At 60.2% G+C, this 21,096-nt stretch carries 18 protein-coding genes; 12 read left to right on the top strand and 6 right to left on the bottom strand.

What is annotated here, in order from left to right; all coding sequences use genetic code 11:
• Positions 1 to 17 precede the first annotated feature (17 nt).
• Together ruvX and ccmI are read right to left on the bottom strand one after the other, a co-directional pair.
• Positions 18 to 482 carry a Holliday junction resolvase RuvX gene (gene ruvX / locus ACR0LW_RS04280; protein WP_480881665.1) on the bottom strand — a complete coding sequence of 155 codons (465 nt, stop codon included), beginning with the start codon at positions 480 to 482 and terminating at the stop codon, positions 18 to 20.
• Positions 479 to 1,699 carry a c-type cytochrome biogenesis protein CcmI gene (ccmI, locus tag ACR0LW_RS04275; RefSeq protein ID WP_480881664.1) on the bottom strand — a complete coding sequence of 407 codons (1,221 nt, stop codon included), beginning with the start codon at positions 1,697 to 1,699 and terminating at the stop codon, positions 479 to 481. The genes ruvX and ccmI overlap by 4 nt, the downstream gene beginning before the upstream one ends.
• A gap of 176 nt (positions 1,700 to 1,875) precedes the next feature.
• Between ccmI and ACR0LW_RS04270 the strand changes: the two genes are divergently transcribed.
• The 7 genes from ACR0LW_RS04270 (at position 1,876) to ACR0LW_RS04240 (ending at position 8,805) form a co-directional block, all read left to right on the top strand.
• Positions 1,876 to 3,120: a sarcosine oxidase subunit beta family protein gene (locus ACR0LW_RS04270; protein WP_170449741.1), complete on the top strand. Its 1,245-nt coding sequence runs from the start codon at positions 1,876 to 1,878 to the stop codon at positions 3,118 to 3,120.
• 75 nt (positions 3,121 to 3,195) lie between these two features.
• The gene (locus ACR0LW_RS04265) at positions 3,196 to 3,525 is read left to right on the top strand and encodes a sarcosine oxidase subunit delta (RefSeq protein WP_170449744.1); all 330 of its coding nucleotides are present in this window, start codon (positions 3,196 to 3,198) and stop codon (positions 3,523 to 3,525) included.
• Between the two features lie 67 nt (positions 3,526 to 3,592).
• Positions 3,593 to 6,607, top strand: a complete 3,015-nt coding sequence (locus ACR0LW_RS04260) for a sarcosine oxidase subunit alpha family protein (RefSeq protein ID WP_480881663.1) — start codon at positions 3,593 to 3,595, stop codon at positions 6,605 to 6,607.
• The gene (locus tag ACR0LW_RS04255; RefSeq protein ID WP_170449750.1) at positions 6,600 to 7,166 is read left to right on the top strand and encodes a sarcosine oxidase subunit gamma family protein; all 567 of its coding nucleotides are present in this window, start codon (positions 6,600 to 6,602) and stop codon (positions 7,164 to 7,166) included. The genes ACR0LW_RS04260 and ACR0LW_RS04255 overlap by 8 nt, the downstream gene beginning before the upstream one ends.
• Positions 7,167 to 7,369: 203 nt before the next feature.
• Positions 7,370 to 7,846 (top strand): hypothetical protein, encoded by a 477-nt coding sequence (locus tag ACR0LW_RS04250; RefSeq protein WP_170449753.1) that lies wholly within the window; start codon positions 7,370 to 7,372, stop codon positions 7,844 to 7,846.
• Between the two features lie 19 nt (positions 7,847 to 7,865).
• Positions 7,866 to 8,342: a hypothetical protein gene (locus ACR0LW_RS04245; RefSeq protein ID WP_480781089.1), complete on the top strand. Its 477-nt coding sequence runs from the start codon at positions 7,866 to 7,868 to the stop codon at positions 8,340 to 8,342.
• On the top strand, positions 8,314 to 8,805 hold the full coding sequence (locus ACR0LW_RS04240) for a hypothetical protein (protein WP_170449757.1): 492 nt from the start codon (positions 8,314 to 8,316) through the stop codon (positions 8,803 to 8,805). The genes ACR0LW_RS04245 and ACR0LW_RS04240 overlap by 29 nt, the downstream gene beginning before the upstream one ends.
• A 72-nt stretch (positions 8,806 to 8,877) precedes the next feature.
• On the opposite strand, the gene ACR0LW_RS04235 is transcribed toward ACR0LW_RS04240, so the two are convergent.
• A complete protein-coding gene (locus ACR0LW_RS04235; protein WP_480881662.1) occupies positions 8,878 to 9,639 on the bottom strand; it encodes an FkbM family methyltransferase in 762 nt (253 codons plus the stop codon).
• A 100-nt stretch (positions 9,640 to 9,739) separates the two neighbouring features.
• Here ACR0LW_RS04235 and ACR0LW_RS04230 point away from each other — a divergent pair, with 100 nt between their 5' ends.
• The 3 genes from ACR0LW_RS04230 (at position 9,740) to ACR0LW_RS04220 (ending at position 11,885) form a co-directional block, all read left to right on the top strand.
• Positions 9,740 to 10,339, top strand: a complete 600-nt coding sequence (locus ACR0LW_RS04230) for a superoxide dismutase (RefSeq protein WP_480881661.1) — start codon at positions 9,740 to 9,742, stop codon at positions 10,337 to 10,339.
• Positions 10,340 to 10,342: 3 nt separating this feature from the next.
• Positions 10,343 to 11,224: a metallophosphoesterase gene (locus ACR0LW_RS04225; RefSeq protein WP_480881660.1), complete on the top strand. Its 882-nt coding sequence runs from the start codon at positions 10,343 to 10,345 to the stop codon at positions 11,222 to 11,224.
• Between the two features lie 199 nt (positions 11,225 to 11,423).
• On the top strand, positions 11,424 to 11,885 hold the full coding sequence (locus ACR0LW_RS04220; protein WP_170628535.1) for a host attachment family protein: 462 nt from the start codon (positions 11,424 to 11,426) through the stop codon (positions 11,883 to 11,885).
• Between the two features lie 35 nt (positions 11,886 to 11,920).
• Here ACR0LW_RS04220 and ACR0LW_RS04215 read toward each other — a convergent pair whose 3' ends face one another.
• On the bottom strand, positions 11,921 to 12,472 hold the full coding sequence (locus ACR0LW_RS04215; protein ID WP_480881659.1) for an LOG family protein: 552 nt from the start codon (positions 12,470 to 12,472) through the stop codon (positions 11,921 to 11,923).
• A gap of 127 nt (positions 12,473 to 12,599) precedes the next feature.
• On the opposite strand from ACR0LW_RS04215, the gene ACR0LW_RS04210 reads away from it, so the two are divergent.
• Together ACR0LW_RS04210 and ACR0LW_RS04205 are read left to right on the top strand one after the other, a co-directional pair.
• The gene (locus ACR0LW_RS04210) at positions 12,600 to 13,967 is read left to right on the top strand and encodes a LysM peptidoglycan-binding domain-containing protein (RefSeq protein ID WP_480881658.1); all 1,368 of its coding nucleotides are present in this window, start codon (positions 12,600 to 12,602) and stop codon (positions 13,965 to 13,967) included.
• 76 nt (positions 13,968 to 14,043) lie between these two features.
• Positions 14,044 to 15,849, top strand: coding sequence for an ABCB family ABC transporter ATP-binding protein/permease (locus ACR0LW_RS04205; protein ID WP_170449772.1), 1,806 nt, complete (start codon positions 14,044 to 14,046; stop codon positions 15,847 to 15,849).
• 64 nt (positions 15,850 to 15,913) lie between these two features.
• On the opposite strand, the gene ACR0LW_RS04200 is transcribed toward ACR0LW_RS04205, so the two are convergent.
• Complete coding sequence (locus tag ACR0LW_RS04200) at positions 15,914 to 19,693, bottom strand: efflux RND transporter permease subunit (protein ID WP_480881657.1); 3,780 nt, start codon at positions 19,691 to 19,693, stop codon at positions 15,914 to 15,916.
• Entirely contained in the window at positions 19,690 to 20,922 is a 1,233-nt protein-coding gene (locus ACR0LW_RS04195; protein WP_480881655.1) for an efflux RND transporter periplasmic adaptor subunit, read from the bottom strand. Before ACR0LW_RS04195 ends, ACR0LW_RS04200 begins: the two co-directional genes overlap by 4 nt.
• Positions 20,923 to 21,096 lie beyond the last annotated feature (174 nt).

Below are 21,096 nucleotides of genomic sequence, written 5' to 3'. Positions count from 1 at the left end.
CAGCGGTCTCCGACCCGTTAGAGAAAGCGCAGCCTGTCCAGCGCTCCTTGCAGGATATAACCGGCTGCGACGTGGTCGATAACCTGTCCGCGACGTTTTCGTGTCGTATCCGCCTCGAGCAGTGCCTTTTCTGCCGCAACCGTGCTGAGCCGTTCGTCCCAGAACCCGATGGACACGTCGGTCAGGCGCGACAGGTTGCGGGCAAATGCGCGGGTGGATTGGCACCTTGGCCCCTCAGTCCCGTCCATGTTTTTAGGCAGGCCCAGAATGACGCCGCCGATCTCGCGATCTGCGATGACCTCAAGCAAACGGGCGGAATCCAGAGTGAACTTTTTGCGCCGCACGGTTTCCAGCGGGCTGGCCACACCGCGCATCCGGTCCGAGACCGCGACGCCGATGGTCTTTTCCCCAAGGTCCAGCCCCATCAGCGCGGTCATCGGGGGCAGGGCGGCTGCGAAATCTTCGAACGCGTCGTGGATCATTGCGCGATCCCGGCCTGCAGAGCGGCCGCGTCAAGCATCTGCAACGCATCCGCGTTATCGGCAAACACCACTTTCGCTTCCTTGTGGATATCTATGGCCCGCTGGCCTTGCCCCAGTACCCCAAGTGCTGCAATCAGACGGGCCCATTCCTCGGGCGAGCCGCCTTCGGTCGCCAACCGGTCTGAAAGCTGGTCGACCATGCCCTGAATCATCTCCTGCCGTTCTTCCGGCGTCAGCTCGGCTGCGGCGGCCATATCCTCTTGGCTGGGTCCAGGGGCCGGTGCAATGTCCGGCGCGTTGAAAACACCTGCTCGGAAGGCAAGCTCATCCAGTTGAACCCTGATCGCCTCGGCCCAGGGCGCGCCGTGGGGGGCGTCGCGCAGGGTTTCGATCCACATGCGATAAGCGATGTCCGGGCGTCCGACCTGCGCCAACATCTGGCCCAGATAGTACCGGGCCGGCCCGTGCCGTGGGTCGCGATCCAGCGCTTGCGACAGGGCCTGCTCGGCCTCGGGCGAGACATATCCGTTGGCCGCCAGAATCATCATCTCGGCGAAATCCGCATAGGCATCGGCGGTTGCGGTGTCTCCGGACAGCTCGATCACCCGCTGCTGCGCCTGGTATCCGGCTTTGAAGTTGCCAGCGTTGGTTTCGTGCTGAGCCAACAGCATATGCCCCTGCAGATCGTCGGGCCGTGCTTCAACTGTTTCGCGCAACTGATTGAGAAGGTTGGCGTAGCTTTCATCCAGCTCGCGCGGTGGCGGTGGTGTCGCCAACTCCTCGGCAGCGGCTTGCGGTGGGCGGTTTGCACGCACCTCCTCGGCCAGTTCGATGCGGTCGGTCAGGGGCATATCTGGCAGACCAACCGCGCCGATCCGCTGATACATCCACAACCCGCCGCCCGCCAGAACCACGGTCAGACACGCAATTGTGATCGCGGATACAACGCCCGACGGTCCGGCACCTGCGACCTCTTTGGCCATCTGCGCATCTGCTGCCAGAATGCGGCGCGAGATTTCGGTGCGGACCCGTTCGGCATCCGCTTCACCAATGACACCGCGCGCCAGATCGCGGTCAACGCTGGCCAGTTGTTCCCGATAGACCCGCAAATCATAGGCCGCCGCAGGCTCGGCGCCGCGACGGCCACGCAGCAGGCTGTAGCTCAGGAACGCCGCGATCAACAGCGCAATGATCAGTAGCAGAACCCAGAACGTCATGGTCCCTCCGAAATAGCTGCTTTGACTTAGACCTGTCAGACGCCCGACAAAAGGGACAAATGGCCGCGAAAGGGCGACATGTCGCAATAGTGCTATATTGTGGCGTTGCCCGGCAGGGGTAGAGTCGGCCAACACGGCATATCTTCGCACAATCACCGAACCGGATGGATTCGCTTATGAAACACTATTCAGCCTTTGCTGTGGCGCGCGAAGCGTTGCGCTATCACACAGGATGGGAACGCGCTTGGCGGTCCCCCCAGCCCAAGAAACGCTATGACGTGATCATCGTCGGTGCGGGGGGGCATGGTCTGGCGACGGCCTATTACCTTGGCAAGAACTACGGCATCCAGAACGTCGCCGTGATCGAAAAGGGCTGGCTGGGTGGTGGCAACACCGGTCGGAATACGACCATCATCCGGTCGAACTATCTGCAGGACCCATCGGCCGCGATCTACGAAAAGGCGCGCAGCCTCTATGAAGACCTGAGCCAGGACCTGAACTACAACGTCATGTTCAGCCCGCGCGGCGTGATGATGCTGGCCCAGACTCAGCACGAAATTCGCGGCTATCAGCGCACCGCCCACGCAAACGCGCTGCAAGGCGTCAAGACCGAGTGGATCGGCCCCGAGCGCGTCAAAGAACTGGTCCCGATCATCAATATCGACGGTCCGCGCTATCCGGTACTGGGGGCGCTGTGGCAGGAACGCGGCGGCACCGCGCGCCATGATGCGGTGGCCTGGGGCTATGCCCGCGCCTGTTCGGCGATGGGGATGGACATCATCCAGCAATGCGAAGTCAAAGGCGTTCGGTCCGAAAACGGTCGCGTTGTCGGCGTCGACACCACCAAAGGCTCGATCGACTGTGACAAGCTGGGGATCGTAGTGGCAGGCCATTCCGGTCAACTGGCCGAGATGGCGGGCTTCCGTCTGCCTTTGGAGGCGATTGCCCTGCAGGCGCTGGTGTCAGAGCCGATCAAACCCTGCATGGACGTGGTCGTGATGGCCAACACCGTGCACGGTTACATGTCGCAGTCCGACAAGGGCGAGATGGTGATTGGTGGTGGTACCGACGGGTTCAACAACTACACCCAGCGCGGCAGCTTCCACCATATCGAGGAAACGGTACGGGCACTGGTCGAGACCTTCCCGATGATTTCACGCCTGAAAATGCTGCGCCAATGGGGCGGGATCGTGGACATGACCGGGGATCGCTCTCCCATCCTGTCGTCAACACCTCTGGGCAATTGCTTCATCAACTGCGGATGGGGCACCGGCGGCTTCAAGGCCATTCCGGGCTCGGGCTGGGGCATGGCACAGCTGATGGCCACGGGGCATTCGCCACTGACCGAGGCCTTCTCGCTGGACCGCTTCAAAGAGGGTCGCTTCATCGACGAAAGCGTCGCCGCCGGGGTGGCACACTAAGGGGCTGCCCGAAGGTGCCAAAGAACAGAATTCTGATCGGCCCGCGCGCCGACTGACCGCCAAGAGGATGACCACATGCTGATCCTGAATTGCCCCTATTGCGGCGTTGACGCCGAAGAAACCGAACTGGCCGCCGGTGGCGAGGCGCATCTGAAGCGCTATGGTCCGGGCTCGTCGGATGACGAGTTCCACGACTACCTGTTCATGCGTGAAAACCCCAAGGGCGTTCACCTCGAACGCTGGCGCCACGCCAATGGCTGCGGCAAGTGGTTCCACGCCGCGCGCTGCACCCAGACGCTCGAGGTGTTCGGCACCTACACCGCCCAGACCTCTGAGCCGCCGCAAGAGATAAAAGACGCCATCGCCGCCAAACGGCCCGGCTGGACGTGGAGAGAGTTCTCCTGATGCTTCATCTTTTCCAAAATACTCCCGCCGGAGGCCCCGACGCCTCCACCTGCGAAAGGTCCGCACAATGAGCACCCGTCTCGCAAAACAAGGCCGTCTGATTGATCGGTCGAAAAAGGTCACCTTCACCTTCAACGGCACCTCGATGCAGGGGTACGAGGGCGACACGCTTGCCTCGGCCCTGCTGGCCAATGATCAGATGATGATGGGCCGGTCGTTCAAATACCACCGCCCGCGCGGCGTGGTCGCCAGCGGCGCGGAAGAGCCGAACGCGCTGGTCGGTCTGGGGCAGGGCAACCGGTTCGAGCCGAACCAGCGCGCCACCACGACCGAGCTGTTCAACGGTCTGACCGCAGCGTCGCAGAACCATTGGCCGAATCTGGAATTCGACGTGGGCGCGATCAACACCCACCTGTCGCGGTTCCTGCCCGCCGGTTTCTACTACAAGATGTTCATCCATCCGAAACCGTTCTGGAAGCATGTGTATGAACCCTTCATCCGCCAGTCCGCCGGTCTGGGCAAAGCCCCCGACAAGGACAGCCGCGATGCAGACACCTATGAGCACTTCTATGCCTTCACCGATGTCCTGGTGATCGGCGGCGGAGTGGCTGGTCTGCAGGCGGCCAAGGCAGCCGCGCAATCCGGTGCCAAGGTCATGCTGATCGAGCAGACCGCGCATTGGGGCGGTCGCGCTCCGGTTGACGGCGGAACCATCAATGGCGAGCCTGTGGATAAGTTCGTGGAACAATTGGTTTCCGAACTCGAAACAATGGACAACGTCACCATGCGGTCTCGCTGCATGGGTGCGGGGGTCTATGACCACGGTTACGTGCTGGGATACGAGCGTCTGACCGACCACAACCCGGGCGCGCAAGGCCCGCGCCATCGCCTGTGGCGTATTCGTGCCAAGCAGGTTGTGACGGCGACCGGAGCCATCGAGCGTCCGCTGTCCTTTGCGGGCAACGATGTGCCCGGCGTGATGCTGGCCTCGGCCATGCGTGACTACGTCGTGAACTGGGGCGTGACCCCGGGCGAGAAGGTGATCGTCGCCACCAACAATGATGACGCCTATCGCACCGCCATAACCCTGAAACAGGCCGGAGTGGATGTGATCCGCGTGGTCGATGCCCGCGCCACCGCCGGGCCGCTGGCGGAAGAGGCGCGCCAGCTTGGCATCCGTGTCGATCCGGGCAAGGCCATCGCCAAGGTCAAGGGCGGAAAGCGCGTCAAGAAAGTTGCGCTGTGCAATCAAGACGGTATCGGCGGCGCGCGGGAAGAGGTCGAATGCGACGCGGTTGCCATGTCGGGCGGCTGGTCTCCGGTTGTGCATATGTGGTCGCATTGCGGCGGCAAGCTGATCTGGGATGAGGCGAACGCCCATTTCCGCCCCGACCCGTCGCGCCCGCCTCTGGGTGCCGATGGCGAAGGGTTCGTTCTGGCCGCTGGTTCCTCGAACGGGCCGTTGGCGCTGGGTGATGTGCTGACCGACGCGCAGGCAGCCGGTAAGGCTGCGGCTAAGGCTGCGGGCTTCAAGCCCAAGAACACAAAGGCGCCGGTTGGTGAAACCACGGCAGAGGCCCCGATGGAGGCCGTGTGGCTGATGCCCGCCAATGCCGAGATCCAGCTGCGCGCCAAGTCGTGGCTGGACTTCCAGAACGACGTCAAAGTCTCGGACGTTCAGCTGGCCGCGCGCGAAGGCTATGAAAGCGTCGAACATACCAAGCGTTACACCACTCTGGGCATGGCGACCGATCAGGGTAAGCTGAGCAACATCAACGGCTTGGCGATCCTTGCTGATGCGCTGGATTCCGAGATTCCGAAGGTCGGCACCACCACGTTCCGCCCGCCCTACACGCCGATCTCTCTGGCGTCGATTGGCGGTGAAGCGCGTGGAGAGGTGTTCCAGCCGATCCGTCAGACGCCGATGCACAACTGGCATGACAAGAACGGCGCCGATTGGGAGCCGGTCGGCCAGTGGCGCCGGACCTACGCCTATGTGCGTCCCGGCGAATCCGTGCATGACGCGGTGAACCGCGAGGTTAAGAACACCCGCGAAAATCTCGGCCTGCTGGATGCCTCGACGCTGGGCAAGCTGATCGTCAAAGGCCCGGATGCGGGCAAGTTCCTCGACATGATGTATACCAACATGATGTCCACGCTGAAGGTCGGCAAATGCCGCTATGGTCTGATGTGCTCGGAAAACGGCTTCCTGATCGACGACGGCGTTGTCGCCCGCATCGATGAGGATACATGGCTGTGCCACACAACCACCGGCGGGGCCGAACGCATCCATGGCCATATGGAAGAGTGGTTGCAGACCGAATGGTGGGACTGGAAAGTCTATGTCGCCAATGTGACCGAGCAATACGCGCAGGTCGCCGTGGTTGGCCCCAACGCCCGCAAGGTGCTGGAAAAGCTGGGCGGGATGGATGTGTCGAAAGAGGCGCTGCCGTTCATGGAATGGCGCGATGGCAGGATCGGTGACTTCGATTGCCGCGCCTACCGCATCTCGTTCTCGGGTGAGTTGTCCTATGAGATCGCGGTGCCCGCGAGCCAGGGCCAGGCGTTCTGGGATGCGCTGATGGAGGCAGGCAAAGAGTTCGGCGTGATGCCTTACGGCACCGAATGTCTGCATATTCTGCGGGCCGAGAAGGGCTTTATCATGATCGGCGACGAGACCGATGGCACCGTGATCCCGCAGGATCTGGGGCTGCATTGGGCGCTGTCGAAAAAGAAAGAGGACCACCTCGGCAAACGCGCCCATTGGCGGACCCATATGGCCGATCCCGAGCGCTGGAAACTGGTTGGTCTTGAGACTGTGGATGGTTCCGTTCTGCCGGACGGCGCTTACGCAGTCGGCGAGGGCGTCAACGCCAATGGTCAGCGCAACATGATCGGGCGCGTGACCTCGACCTATTACTCGGCCAATCTGGGCAAAGGCATCGCCATGGGACTGATCAAGCACGGCCCCGACCGGATGGGCGAGATTGTCGAGTTCCCGGGCACGGATGACAAAATCTACAAAGCCAAGATCGTGGACCCGATCTTCTTCGACAAGGACGGGGAGAAGCAGAATGTCTGAACCCATCAGCGCACTGAACCACGCCAGCTATGACGGCATCGCCAGGGTCGAGGAAACCGGCCTGCAGGGCATGATCACCCTGCGCGGCGACCTGTCCGACAAGGTGCTGGCCAAGGCCGTCAAGGATGCCACCGGGCAGAAAATGCCCGGCCAGCGTGAGGCTCTGGTCGATGGCGACACCGGCGTCTGCTGGATGTCCACCGACGAGTTGCTGGTGCTGGTGCCATATGCCGAGGTCGAGGCCAAACTGGCGGCGATGACCAATGCGCTTGGCGGCACGCATGCCCTGGCGGTCAACGTCTCGGACGCGCGGGCGGTGTTCCGCATTTCGGGCGCGTCCGCGCGCGAGGTTCTGGGCAAACTGTCCCCGGTCGATCTGTCACCCGAGGCCTTCCAGCCCGGCCAAATCCGCCGCTCGCGTCTGGCGCAGGTGGCCGGGGCGTTCTGGATGGACGACGCCGAAACGTTCCGTGTGGTTTGTTTCCGCTCGGCTGCCGACTATGCGTTCAACCTGCTGAAGGTTGCGGCGCAGCCGGGCAGTGAAGTGGGCGTTTATTGACCCGCCCACACACCTAAGGGATCATTCGATGGCCACCTCGTTTCAGACAGGTGGCCGTTTTCCTTTTTAAGACTTTTTTCGTGATTGAAGTGTCAAGTTGCGCGACAGATGCGCGCGCGAGTTAGGATTGGTGAGTTCCCCTGTTGCGGGTGGAAAGGGGCTGCTTTATCGATATGAAAAAGACTTAAACTAAAGACATTTGGATGAACATTTTTAGACTAATCGCCATCGGTTTAATCGCCGTTTCAACTATACCTGATGCAGCGCGATCCGAAACCTATTCAGAGTCGTTCGAGTGTGTTTTTAAAAAAGGTCTGGCAAACCGGCCTACGCCCGCGCGCGTCATATTCTCGGTTGACAAGTATGGGCGCTCGGCACTGTTGCACGAAGTTGAATTGCAGGGGATCGACACACCCAAAATCGCGGCTTCAATCAATAGAAACAGCTTTCGTTTGCTCTCCATCAGTTGGTCTGGTGAGGCGTATACGTTTTCGCGCACCGGTCGACGTACAAGGGCAGGTGATCCCCGGCGAATGGTTCTTGATTTGGGGCGTCTGGATTTTTCGATCTTCTTGAACCGTAAAACGATGCGGGCAATTGCTAGCTCAAAATCAAACGTACAAGCGTCCCATGATGGCAACGCCAATGGGACCTGCGTTGAAATTCAAACGCCAAAATAACGATATGTTGGAGCAAACTATGAAACTACAAGCAATTGCATTGGCAGTCGGACTTGCGATCGTCCCGACTGTTTCAGTTTCTCAGACCTTTAAAGAGACGTATGAATGCAACTTTAGCCGTGGCATTGCCAACAAGCCGACGCCAGAGTTCTTGATCTTTTCAGTGGATGAGTACGGGCGCTCGGCGTTCATCCATGAGGCGCGGATGCCGAATATCGATACGCAACCCGGGCCCGCCAGGGTAAAGCGCGATAGTATTCGAAACCTGTCAATCGCATGGGTCGGACAAGACTATGTCTACTCGGATTCAGGCAGAAGCTATGCGTCGAACGAGTCGCGAATTGATGCCATTGACCTGCTTAATCAGGAGTTTGCGGTCTTTGTGGACCGCCGAACGCTAAAAGCAACGGCGCGGTCATCCTCATACAGCGCATATCTGCCGAGAGACGGTTTCGCGCGAGGCAAATGTGCAAAAATCCCAACGCCGTCAAACTGATACTGATAAGGTGCTGAACATGAAAATAAGACTTCTTGCCATCGGTCTGTGTTTTTTCGCCTCGGCGGCACAAGCTGAGGTGGTAAACTATGACTGTGAACTTCACAGTATTGAAGCGCAGGGATGGATTCCCTCGCGCGTTTGGCTGAGTGTCGACGCCGAAAACAAGCGGGCCCGCGTTTATGATGGCGCGATCCGTGAAGACAACAGATTGAACGGCCAGAACGACGAGAAGCCCAAGGACGCGAAGTTCAAGGTGAATCGACGCGGTGAATATCAGTTGAGTTGGCGAATTTCCCTGGTGGCCAGTGCTGGCGGTCAATTGCGCGTGTCTTACACTGGGATGCTGAACCCGCAAACCAATGAGTTTGAGATGATCGCGCGGTTCCCGCAGGCCAATGTCAGCAATCGGCCCAGCGGTGTCGGGCGCTGCAAAGCGGTCAATACGCCCGCCCTCTACTGATCGGGCGGTTAATTTGGGAAGGGCATTCAGAATGTGCTTCCCAGCCCGCACGGATAGCGCGTTCTGACTGCGTCATGACGTGAGCAAATACGTCTGGAACCTAGCTAAGGCGTCTTCATCGGTCATCGGGTGACCGGACGGCGACGCCGGACCTTCACGCTGGCATGTATGGTAGAAGGACAAAAGTTCAGCCAGGTTGCCCATCTTCTCAGCCCTGTCTTCATCGCCAAGCAAAGGCGCGTGTGTTGACAACAGCAAAGCCGGGTGTTGCCGTTTGAGCCATGAGATCAGCGCGGGCAGGACAAAGAACTCAGCCCCTTCGATATCCATCTTGACCAACGAAACGCCGGACAGGTCATTGGCCGCCTCGAACTGTTCCCACGCAATCGTCAGGGCATCCGTTCCATGCGCGCCGTCATGCAGCAGGGAACTGGTCGAATCCCCCGGCTCTCCGCGGACCGAGGCCATACGGGCCACGCCGAACTGATCCGACAGGGCGACCCCGAAGGCTGAAACATTGTGGATGTCGTTCAGGTCCAGATTCCACGCCAGATGCCGGAACGCGGTCGGGTCGGGTTCGAAACACCACACATGCCGCGCTTTGCGGGCACCGTACAGCACGGTCGGGCCGATCCACGCCCCGATATCCAGATAGTCACGACCAGGCGACAGATATTGGTCCAGAACCGCAAAGGTTTCGGGCTCCCAGTCGCCCGCAGAGGCTTTGCGCCAGAACTTCGAGTGGTAGGGGTCCAGGCGGAACGGCTCTCCGTTCAGGGTGCCCGCATAGTATCCGCGGGCGCGGTAGAACATCTTGCGCGCCTGTGTCAGCATCGCGGACCTCCGGGTTTTCTTGTCTCGGCTCTTGACCTGCGGCTGCTGCCAAAGCATTTAACCTTGGGAACCGCAACTTACATTTTAACAGGGGGCCGACATGGCTTTTGAACTTCCTGATCTTCCTTATGCACATGACGCGCTGGCAGCCAAGGGTATGTCCGCGGAAACACTGGAATATCACCACGACCTGCACCACAAGGCCTATGTCGACAACGGCAACAAGCTGATCGCCGGGACCGAGTGGGACGGCAAGTCGCTGGAAGAGATCATCGTTGGCACCTACGACGCAAACGCCGTGGCGCAGAACGGAATCTTTAACAACATCAGCCAGCTGTGGAACCACAACCAATTCTGGGAGATGATGGGCCCCGGCGAGAGCGCCATGCCCGGCGAGTTGGAGAAGGCTCTGACCGAAAGCTTCGGCTCGGTTGACGAGTTCAAGTCGCAATTCAGCGCCGCAGGTGCCGGTCAGTTCGGCTCGGGCTGGGCCTGGCTGGTCAAGAACGCAGACGGCTCGCTGGCCGTGACCAAGACTGAAAACGGCGTGAACCCGCTGTGTTTTGGTCAGACCGCGCTGTTGGGCTGTGACGTATGGGAGCACAGCTACTACATCGATTTCCGCAACAAGCGCCCGGTTTACCTGTCGAACTTCCTCGACAATCTGGTGAACTGGGAAAACGTTGCATCGCGGATGTAAATCTTGACCCGACGAGGGTTCATAAAGGGCCTGCTGGCGGTGACGCTGGCAGGCCTTTTTGCTGCGTTTTACGGGTTTTTCATCGAACCGGCGTTGCGGTTGCGTGTGCGTCAGTGGCGGGTGAAGCGCTCGGATTGGCCGCAGAACCGCCCGGTCAAGGTCGCGGTCCTGACCGACCTTCATATGGCAGAGCCGACGACGCCGCTGTCTCGGCTAGAGAAGATTGTGGCGCGCACAAATGCCCTGGGAGCCGATCTGATTGTAGTTTTGGGCGATCTGACGGCCGGGCATAGCTATGTGACCAAGGATGTTCCGGTGCGTGAGACGGCCACGGTTTTGGGGGCATTGTCGGCTCCGCTAGGTGTTTACGCGATATTGGGCAACCACGATTGGTGGCAGGACAAAGCCGCGCAAGACCGGGGGCGCGGGCCGGTCGAAACCGCTGACGAGCTAGAGCGCAACGGTATCCCGGTGTTGGAAAACAAGGCGGTAGCCTTGCCAAACGGTGTCTGGTTGGCGGGCCTTGGGGATCAGATCGCCATTCGCCATAGCCGAGGCGTTTATTCCGGGGTGGATGATCTGCCCGGAACGCTAGAGCAGATCCCGCAGGACGTCCCGGCAATTCTGTTGGCGCATGAGCCCGACATATTTCCCAAGGTGCCAAGCCGTGTTGCATTGACGTTGTGCGGTCACACTCATGGAGGGCAGGTGCGGCTGTTCGGGTGGTCCCCGGTCGTGCCATCGCGGTTCGGCAATCGCTATGCGTATGGCCATGTGCGCGAAGATGGGCGCGATCTGGTTGTGTCGGGCGGCATTGGCTGTTCCATGCTGCCGGTGCGTTTTGGCGTAACGCCCGAGATTACCGTGATCGAGCTGTCGGCCTGATCAGAAAAATCCCGCCGATGAACAAAGTTTCATCCTGAGACGGCATTGTACCCCACCCGCCAATGCTTACCTAAGGTGAGCGGAAGGAAAAGCCCGCCAACAACAAAACAGACGGCAACCGCCACACCTGCGCGGCTGTGGGCAGACGCTATGCCTGACGGATGAGGGATGCCACCTGACATCGCTACGGGAGATCACGATGGTCGCACTTGCACAAGGAACCTGGGTTATTATTGCAGACGGGGAAAAGGCGCTGTTCATGGAGAACATCACCGATGCCGAAGACCCCAATCTGGTTGTTGTTTCGGTCGAAGAACCAGATGCGTTGCCTGCAAAGCCTTCAGATCGTGCAGGGCGTCGAAATGATGGTGGTCCCAATCAGAAATCGGCGATGGAGGAGGCGTCCTGGAAAACCCATGCCAAGTCCCTTTTCGTGCAGGACCTGGCAAATCTGCTGAACCGCAAGGGGTTGAAGGGCGCGTATAAACGTCTGGTTCTGGTCGCCAGCCCCCATGTGCTGGGGCTGTTGCGGCGGCGTTTGCACAGCGACGTGCTGGCCAAGGTCGTGGCCGAAGTCGACAAGACGCTGACCAACCATCCGCTGCACAAGGTCGAGCAGGTTTTGCGGCAACGGCTAAAGCCCGCACCGCGATTTGCGTAACTGCGGCTCGGCTTGGGTGGCATTTGCCGCCCAGGCTATCCCAACGTATCGCGTAAAGCGGCCATGGCAGCCCCGGCGCTGTCGGCCCATATGATGAAATCGGCCAGCGATGCGTCGGCAAAGCCCTGGCCGATGACCTGATCCAGCAGCGTATGCAGCGCGTCCCAGTAGCCATCGACATTCACCACGACGATGGGTTTGTCATGCAGACCCAACTGCCGCCATGTCAGCGCCTCGAACAGCTCATCCAGTGACCCGGGGCCGCCGGGCAGAACAACGACCGCGTCGGCATTCATGATCATGACCTTTTTGCGCTCGTGCATCGTTTCGGTGATCACGAAATGGGTCAGGTCGGTTTTGCCAACCTCGCGCTGCACCAGATGTACCGGGATAACGCCAAAGGTTTCGCCGCCTGCATCCTGTGCTGCGCGGGCGACTTCGCCCATCAGGCCAACATCTCCGGCACCGTAAACAAGCCGCCAGCCTTCCTTTGCCAGCAAGGTGCCAAACGTTCGGGCCGTATCGGAATAGGCCGGTTTTGCGCCATTGCGTGACCCGCAATACACACAGACAGATTTCTGGGACATGGAATGGGGGCTCCGGGGTTGTGTCAGGGGTTTTGACCCGTGATAGCGGGATTGATAAATTGGCTCAACTGTCCGCCGGAACGCATTAGGAATGAATGCCTTCGCGCTGCGGAGCGAAAGGAAAAGAATGGACGCCAAGTCGGGAAACGGAAGCTCGGGCAACTTCGTATGGGGGGTGGTTGCCGGTATCATTGCAATTCTGGGGGCCGGAGGGCTGTATCTGTCCGGGGTCTTCACCTCGGCCCCGGCACCGGAAGACGTCCCTCAGGAACAAACGGCTGCGGTGCCGGCGGACGAGACCGAGCAACCGGCTGAAGAAGCAGAGCCTGAGCAAGCAGCTGAAGCCCCCCCGCAGGATACCGCCGAGATTGCGTCGGATGAGGCCGAAGCCGCCACACAAGAGCCCGCCGAACAACCCGCGCCCGAGGTTGCCGATACCGCGACCGACGAGCCAACCCAAGCAGAGCCTGAGGCGGAGACCACCGAAGAGGTGGCCGAGGCCCCTGCAATCGCCGCTCCTGTCCTTGATCAGATTTTCGTTGAAAAAGACGGCAATGCTCTGCTGTCCGGCGAGGCCGCGCCCGGCAGCGAGATTCAGGTGCTGCTGGACGGAGAGCCGCTTCACAGCTTCACCGTGGATAGCAGCGGGCAGTTTGCCGAGTTCGTTTCGATCCCGTTCAGCGATGATGCGCAAGGGCTGGTGCTGCAAACCTCGAACGGCCAGCAAACTGCGCGGTCGGACGACTACCTGATTGCGGCGCTGCCGAAGCCGGTTGAAGACGAACAGGTGGCCAGCGCCGATACGGTGCCAGAACCCGAGGAAGCGCCAGCGGCACCAACCGAAGCGGACAGCAGCGATGCCCCGGCACAACCGGAACAGCCTGCCGAAGACACGCAGGTTGCCGAAACTGCCCCGGTCAAGGATGAAGCTGAAGATCAACAGATTGCCGTTCTGCGCTCGGGCGAAGAGGGGGTTGAGTTGGTTCAGTCACCATCCGCATCTGCCAACGAACCGCAACAGGTCGAGTTGGATACGATTGGCTATTCCGACACCGGTGAGGTCGAACTGACAGGCCGCGTCAGCGAAGGCTCTGCCGTTCGACTTTATCTGAACAACCGTCTGGTTGCGGATCTGACACCTGCCGATGACGGCAATTGGCGGGGTGAGTTGGAAGGGATCGATCCGGGCGTCTACACCCTGCGGGTGGATGAGGTTGCCACCGATGGCACCGTCATCAGCCGGGTGGAAACGCCCTTCAAACGCGAGCCGGTGGAAGTTCTGCAAGCAGCCGAGGCGACGGCTTCGGAAGAGGTTGCGGAACAGGCGGCCCCGATCCGCTCGGTCACTGTGCAAAAGGGCGACACGCTATGGGCCATTTCGCGCGAGCGTTTTGGTGATGGCATTCTGTATGTCCGGTTGTTTGATGCCAACCGCGACCTGATCCGGGACCCGGACCTGATCTATCCGGGGCAGGTCTTTACAATCCCTGAATAAAGAAACCTCTGGCCCTTTTGGGGCCAGAGTATATCTCTGACCGCAGACAAGGTACGTGATGAGACGGACGGTCCCAATGACATCTGAGGAATTGGCCGAGATCGACGAACGAAAGTCGGGCTGGCGCACGATCCGCAAGGTTACGCCTTACCTGTGGCCGGATGATGAGCCTTGGGTGAAGCGCCGGGTCGTCATTGCGATGTCGATGCTGGTGCTGGCCAAGCTGATCGCGGTCTATACACCGATCCTGTATAAAGGGGCCGTTGATGCGCTGGCGGGGGAAGGGGTTCCGCCCGTTGCGCTGGGCGCGGTCGGGTTGACCGTTGCTTATGGCGTTGCGCGCATGATGACGGTTGGGTTTCAGCAATTGCGCGATGCGTCCTTTGCCCCGGTGGGTCAACGCGCCCTGCGTGCCCTTGCGCTTGAGACCTTCGGGCATATCCACCAGTTGTCGATGCGCTACCACGTCACCCGCCGCACCGGCGGCCTGAGCCGCATCATCGAGCGTGGGGTCAAAGGCGTCGATTTTCTTCTGCGGTTCCTGCTGTTCTCGATCGGGCCCCTGATCCTGGAGCTGCTCTTGATCGCCGTCATCCTGATGTGGCTGTTCGACATTTGGTATCTGGTGGTCGTGGCGGTCACCATCGCGCTTTATATCTGCTTTACTTTCGTCGTCACCGAATGGCGCGTGAAGCTGCGGCGCGAGATGAATGATCAGGACACCGAAGCCAACCAACGCGCCATCGACAGCCTTCTGAACTTTGAAACCGTCAAATATTTCAACGCGGAAACGCGCGAGACCGAACGCTACGACGTATCGATGAAGGCCTATGCCGGGGCTGCGTTGAAAACTGCCTATTCGCTGGCCTTCTTGAATTTCGGGCAGTCCTTCCTGATCACCTGTGGTCTGATCGGGGTTATGGTTCTGGCGGCCGTCGGGGTGCAGAACGGGTCGCTGACCGTAGGCGATTTCGTGATGGTGAACGCCTACATGATCCAGATTACCGTGCCGCTGAACTTTTTGGGCACTGTCTATCGTGAAATCCGGCAGGCTCTGGTCGATATGGGGCAGATGTTCGACCTGTTGGAACAACCCGCCGAGGTCAAAGACAAGCCCGATGCGCCCAAGCTGAACGTCAATGGCGGTGAGGTGACGTTGCAGGATGTGCGCTTTGGCTATGACCCGGATCGTGAAATCCTGAAGGGTGTGTCTCTGACCGTTCCGGCAGGGAAGACGGTGGCCATCGTTGGGGCGACCGGGTCCGGGAAATCCACCATCGGACGCCTCCTGTTCCGTTTCTATGACGTCACCGGAGGGGCCCTGAAAATCGACGGGCAGGACGTGCGGGACGTGACCCAAGCCAGCTTGCACGGCTCTATCGGCGTTGTGCCGCAGGACACGGTTCTGTTCAACGACACCATCCGCTACAACATCGCCTATGGCCGGGATGGCGCGACGCAGGAAGATGTCGAAGCGGTCGCGCGGGCGGCACAGATTCACGACTTCATTGCCTCCTTGCCCGAAGGCTATGACACCAAAGTGGGCGAGCGGGGGCTGAAACTGTCCGGCGGTGAAAAGCAGCGCGTTGGGATCGCCCGCACGCTGCTGAAGAACCCGCCGATCCTGTTGCTGGATGAGGCGACCTCGGCCCTTGATACGGATACCGAGCAGGACATCAAGGATGCGCTGGCCCGCGCGGGTGAAGGGCGCACTGTGATCACCATCGCCCATCGGTTGAGCACGATTGCCGAGGCCGACCGCATCGTCGTGCTCGAGGCCGGTGAGATCATCGAGCAGGGCACCCATGACGAATTGCTGGCCCGCGAAGGGCGCTATGCGCAACTGTGGAACCGACAGCAATCCGACAGTCAGGCCGCCTGACATCAGGCCAACCGATGCCAAGATCTACCCAACAAAAAAGGACCGGAAAATCCGGTCCTTTTTCTTATTCTGCGGCTTTCAGCGGTGCGCCGGGCGGGGTGTCGGGGCGATCCTCGGGTTCGACCCGATTGGGCAGAGGCTGATCGTCCCACACAATCTCGGTCGATTGCATGGCGCGCGCGGTCCGGCCAATTGCCATGTCCTGCGCGATCCTGCTGGAACGGCCTGCGGACACCCGTGCCAGAAGCTTGCCCAGCCAAACCGCATAGGTCGTCACCCAGACGCGCAGCGCCAGGAAGGAAGGCGTCACAATCAGGGTCAACACGGTCGCGATGCCCAGACCAAAGACCACGGCGGTCGCCAGTTGCTTCCACCACAGTGCGGTGGGGCTGTCGATGGTGTAGCCGCCGTTGACGAAATCCAGCGACAAGCCAAACATCATCGGTGTCAGACCGGCCATTGTGGTCAGCGTGGTCAGCAGAACCGGACGGATCCGGGCCTCGGCCGTGCGCACGATGGCATCGATCCGGGGCATATAGCGGCTGTATTCCTGATAGGTGTCGATCAGAACGATGTTGTTGTTCACCACGATGCCTGCCAGCGCCACGATCCCGGTGCCGGTCATGATGATCGAGAAGGGCTGCTCCATTACCAGCATCCCGATCAGGACGCCGGTCGTGGACAACACCACCGCCAGCAGCACCAGAACCGAGTTGTAGAAGCTGTTGAACTGCGCCAGCAGGATCACGAACATCAGTCCCAAAGCGGCCAGAAACGCGCTGGACAGGAAGGCCTGGCTTTCGGCCTGTTCCTCCTGATCGCCGGTCCATTCCCAGCTGATTGCGGGATCGAACGGGTCGGTTTGCAGCCACTCGGTCAGAACGGCGATACGTTCGTTTGGATTTATCAGGCTGATGCGGGCGTCACCTGCGTCGATCACGCCGCGCAGCTCTTCAACGCTGCCTGCACCGGTCAGTTGAACAAGGTCGAACTGCTTGCCATCCGGCGTTGTCAGGGTCGAAGCCGAAGGCGCGGCACCATCCTCAAGCGCGCGCAGAACGGCCAGACGTTTGTCTGTGCCATTGGGGCCATCCGTCACCACCTTGCTCAGACCGGGTTCGACATCGGCCTTGACGTCATAGTAACGCTCCTGATCGATGCGGTTGATCTCGGCCAGTTTGGCCACGGGTTGACGCGACACGAAGTTGGACAGCGGCACCAGCCCGTCAGGCGTGCGGACTTTCAAGGTGTCCAGTGTGGACAAAACGCGGTCTTCCTCGGGCAGGCGGACGCGGATCTCGATCTCTTCATCCGTGGAGTCGGGGCGCATCTCACCCAGCAGGATACCGCGCGTGACCAGTTGCACCATGGCCCCAACAGTTGCCACGTCGGCCCCGAAACGACCCGCCTTGGCGACATCCACGTCGATCTGCCAGTCGATGCCGGGCAGGGGCAGGGTGTCTTCGATCTTGATCAGGCCGGGCATGGAATCGAACGCCTCACGCGCCGCCAGAGTGGCGCTTGTCAGACTGTCCCAACCATCACCCTTGATCCGCAGATGCACGGGCTTGGCCGAGGCGGGGCCTTGTTCCAGCGGCAGAATCTCGACCACGAAGCCGGGCAGTTCGGCCAGTTGGGTATTCAGCTCGTCCAGCACATAGTCGCCGTCATATTCCGGGGCGACAAAGTGGCGATCAAACAACCCGCCCAGAATGGGTTCTGAGATGTTCGGGCGGTCTTCCCATGGGATGATCTCGAACTGCACGCGCCCGACGGTATCCGCAGGATCCTGTGCGCCGCCGTTGTTCTGGTCCAGCCCGCCTTCACCGGCGAAGGAAAAGACGTTGATTACCGCAGGATGGGCCGCGATTACCTGTTCGGCGGCCAGAACCATGGCGTCTTTTTCCGCCAGCGACAGGTTGCCGCGCGCCCTTACGAAGGCGGTGGCCTGTTCGGGCTCGCTTTCGACGAAGAATTCAACGCCGCGGTTGTTTTCGCCAAAGATCGTCATCACGGTCATCACCGCAAACCCGACGGCGGCGATGGACACAATCGGCATGATCGGGTTGCCGACGAGGAACTTGATGAAATAGCCGAATGGCGTGTGCTCTTTCGCGGTATGAACCTTGGTGTCCGGCTTGCGTTCGATCTTGGCCGCACCCAGCGTGACCGATCCGGCGAACGCGCCAAAGATCATCATGACAGCGCCGATGAAGGAGCCACCACCGGGCACAAGGTAGTTCGGGTTCAACACCTGCATTGCACCCAGGAACACAAGGTAGAACGAAGGGGCCACCAGCAACACACGCAGCCACCACGGCGTGCGGGCCCGCAGCCAATTCGAGCAGCGGTCAAAGACACGGCTGAGGCGTCCCGACACGCCGCCCATGACCGGCAGATAGATCAGCGCAACGATCAGCGAGGCGGACAGAACGAAGATCAGGGTGACGGGCAGCATCCCCATGAACTCACCCGGTACGCCCGGCCAGAACAGCATCGGCAGAAAGGCACACAGCGTTGTTGCCGTGGATGAGACGATGGGCCAGAACATCCGCTGCGCCGCCTCGACATAGGCGTGCATCGGGCCGACGCCTTCCTTGATGCGCTTGTCGGCATATTCGACCACCACAATCGCACCATCCACCAACATACCAACCGCCAGGATCAGACCAAACATCACAATGTTCGAAATACTGACGCCCATAACCGCCAGGAACGCGAAACACAGAAGGAACGAGGTGGGAATGGCAAAACCCACCAGCAACGCGGCGCGTGACCCCAGCGAGGCCAGCACAACGATCATCACCAGCGCAATCGCTGTCAGGACCGAGCCTTCCAATTGGCTGACCATCGATCCCACGATGCGGCTTTGGTCGTTCGACGTACCGACATCCACGGCTGCTTGCAGTTCTGGCGGCCATTTGCTTTGCGCCTCGGCAACGGTGGCCTTGACCTGTTCGACGGTGTCGATCAGGTTGAACCCTTTCCGCTTGACCACCTGTAACGCGACGGTCGGCACATTGTCGAAACGGGCCGTGCCTTCGCGGTCTTCGAAGGTGTAATTGATCTCGGCCAGTTCACCCAGCGTGATCACCCGGTCACCGTTGACCTTGACCGGCAGCCCATAGACATCCTGCGCGGTTTTGAAGGACGAGGGGATCTTGACCGAGAATGTGCCTTGCGCCGTTTCAACTTCACCCGCTGCGATCAGCTGGTTGTTGTTTTGCACGACATTGATCAGTTCGGCTGCTGTGACGTTGTAAGCTTCAAGCCGCAGGGGGTCGATGACGACCTCAAGCAATTCGTCGCGATTGCCCGCAATACCGGCCTCCAGCACCGAATCCAGTGCCTCAAGCTCATCCTGCAAGTCCTTGGCCACGCGGGCCATTGTGCGTTCGGGCACGGCCCCGGTCAGGTTGACGATGACGATTGGGAATTCGGAAAAGTTGATCTCGTGCAGCGAATATTGCTCGGCCCCTTCGGGGAACTCGGCCTGCGCGCTGTTCATGGCGTCGCGCACATCGGCCATGATGGCCGTCTTGTCCCAGCCAAAGTCGAATTCCAGCGCCACACCGGCATAGCTTTCGGCGGCGGTTGCCGTCATCTCTTTCAGACCGTCAAGATCCGCAAGCTCGGTCTCCATCGGTTTGACAAGCAGGTTTTCGGAATCCTCTGCCGAGATGCCCGGAAACTGGACCGACACAAACAACGCCGGGATTTCGATATCCGGCTCGCCTTCTTTTGGCAAGCTGACATAGGCAAACCCGCCGATGACCAGCGAGATGGCGATAAAGGCCAGAACCATTCGGGCCCGATCAGCGGCCCAAGCAACAATACCTGTCATTGTGACGCTTCCTGATAGGTCGGGGCGACGGTGACGCCCCGGGTCACGAATTCTTGTCCGACAACGATTATATCAGTTTTTTCCGGCAATCCGCCAATCCAGACGCCATCGGCGGTATCCCGCAATACGCGGACCGGCATGAAATCGACCACATCGCCCGCGCCAATGGTGCGCACGCCCAACTGGCCTTCATTGTTCAGTGTCAACGCCGATTGCGGCAGCAAATGTGCCTTGGCCCCTTCGGCTGCAATGCGGATCGTTGCGGTCTGGCCGTCGCGGATGGTCAGATCGGGGTTCGGTACGGTGATCTCAACCTCGAAGGTACGGGTGGTTTCATCCGCCGACCGGCTTAGGAATGTCACGCGCCCTTCAACCTGCCGCCCGGTAACCAGTTGCGCCGAGGCTTCGGCACCGACCTGCACGCGGTTGACCTCGGTTTCCGGCACAAAGCCGACCAGCTTGATGGGGTCAAGTTGGATGACCGTGGCGCATAGCGAACCGGGCTGCATCAGGCTGCCAAGCTCTGCCGTGTCGCTTTCCAGCAGGCCCTGAAACGGGGCCTCGATGGTTAGGCGATTGATCTCACGCCGTGCGGCTTCGACCTCGGCTGTGGCAGCTTCGATCCCGGCGCGGGTGGCTTCCAGCCCGGCTTCGGCGGACTTGATACCGGCTTCGGCGGTGCTCATCGCGGCTTCGCTGGAAATGCGCCGGGTCTCGGACCCGAACCCGGTTTCCGACAGTTTCTGGGCGGCTGTAAGATTGATCTGCGCCTCGGCCACAAGCGCGTGCGCTTCTTCCAGCCGCGCTTCGGCCTCGGGAATGCGGCTTTCGGCTTCCAGTTTTCCAGCCATGGCTTCCGCCAGGCTGGCGGGGCGTGTGCCCGGATCAAGTTCGCACAGCAGATCGCCGGTCTCTACAAACGTACCCCGGCGTTTGGGTTCCGAGACAACGGTCGAGGTTGTTTCGGCCAGAACCTCAACCTGCCGGTTGGCTTTGGTTTGTCCACGCAGCAGCACGGCACTGTCGATTTCGCGCGCTTGCGAACGCACCGCGACGACGCGAATAATTGCTTCATCCGCGGCTGCAACCTGGGTTGCTTCGCCCTCGGTTGTGGAAAAGTCCTCGGCGTCACCCCGTCCGGCAAACGCAAACAGCGCGTCACGCTCGAACACAAGAAAATACAGTGCAACAATGACCAAAAGGGCGTTGATGAACGAAATCAACCGCATAAGGTACTTCTCCCAGAATTTCACGTCAGGCGGACCTGACATACATGTCTGAAAATGGGGGCGGACATGTATATTTTCTACGCTAAACTGAATAGTTCGGTTCACTTTTTTGCGCAAGAGCGGACTGCCGCTACGGTATTGTGCACAATCCGGGCCTTGGCTTGGCCGTGGTGC

The organism is Ruegeria sp. N4 (genome assembly GCF_056531425.1).
Note: the sequence above shows the minus strand (reverse complement) of the source record. Positions and strands in the feature narration are given on the sequence as shown.

Excerpts from the sequence above, each read along its gene's own strand:
- ruvX (WP_480881665.1), bottom strand. The coding sequence starts at position 482 with ATGATCCACGACGCGTTCGAAGATTTCGCAGCCGCCCTGCCCCCGATG.
- ccmI (WP_480881664.1), bottom strand. The coding sequence starts at position 1,699 with ATGACGTTCTGGGTTCTGCTACTGATCATTGCGCTGTTGATCGCGGCG.
- ACR0LW_RS04270 (WP_170449741.1), top strand. The coding sequence starts at position 1,876 with ATGAAACACTATTCAGCCTTTGCTGTGGCGCGCGAAGCGTTGCGCTAT.
- ACR0LW_RS04265 (WP_170449744.1), top strand. The coding sequence starts at position 3,196 with ATGCTGATCCTGAATTGCCCCTATTGCGGCGTTGACGCCGAAGAAACC.
- ACR0LW_RS04260 (WP_480881663.1), top strand. The coding sequence starts at position 3,593 with ATGAGCACCCGTCTCGCAAAACAAGGCCGTCTGATTGATCGGTCGAAA.
- ACR0LW_RS04255 (WP_170449750.1), top strand. The coding sequence starts at position 6,600 with ATGTCTGAACCCATCAGCGCACTGAACCACGCCAGCTATGACGGCATC.
- ACR0LW_RS04250 (WP_170449753.1), top strand. The coding sequence starts at position 7,370 with ATGAACATTTTTAGACTAATCGCCATCGGTTTAATCGCCGTTTCAACT.
- ACR0LW_RS04245 (WP_480781089.1), top strand. The coding sequence starts at position 7,866 with ATGAAACTACAAGCAATTGCATTGGCAGTCGGACTTGCGATCGTCCCG.
- ACR0LW_RS04235 (WP_480881662.1), bottom strand. The coding sequence starts at position 9,639 with ATGCTGACACAGGCGCGCAAGATGTTCTACCGCGCCCGCGGATACTAT.
- ACR0LW_RS04230 (WP_480881661.1), top strand. The coding sequence starts at position 9,740 with ATGGCTTTTGAACTTCCTGATCTTCCTTATGCACATGACGCGCTGGCA.
- ACR0LW_RS04220 (WP_170628535.1), top strand. The coding sequence starts at position 11,424 with ATGGTCGCACTTGCACAAGGAACCTGGGTTATTATTGCAGACGGGGAA.
- ACR0LW_RS04215 (WP_480881659.1), bottom strand. The coding sequence starts at position 12,472 with ATGTCCCAGAAATCTGTCTGTGTGTATTGCGGGTCACGCAATGGCGCA.
- ACR0LW_RS04210 (WP_480881658.1), top strand. The coding sequence starts at position 12,600 with ATGGACGCCAAGTCGGGAAACGGAAGCTCGGGCAACTTCGTATGGGGG.
- ACR0LW_RS04205 (WP_170449772.1), top strand. The coding sequence starts at position 14,044 with ATGACATCTGAGGAATTGGCCGAGATCGACGAACGAAAGTCGGGCTGG.
- ACR0LW_RS04200 (WP_480881657.1), bottom strand. The coding sequence starts at position 19,693 with ATGACAGGTATTGTTGCTTGGGCCGCTGATCGGGCCCGAATGGTTCTG.
- ACR0LW_RS04195 (WP_480881655.1), bottom strand. The coding sequence starts at position 20,922 with ATGCGGTTGATTTCGTTCATCAACGCCCTTTTGGTCATTGTTGCACTG.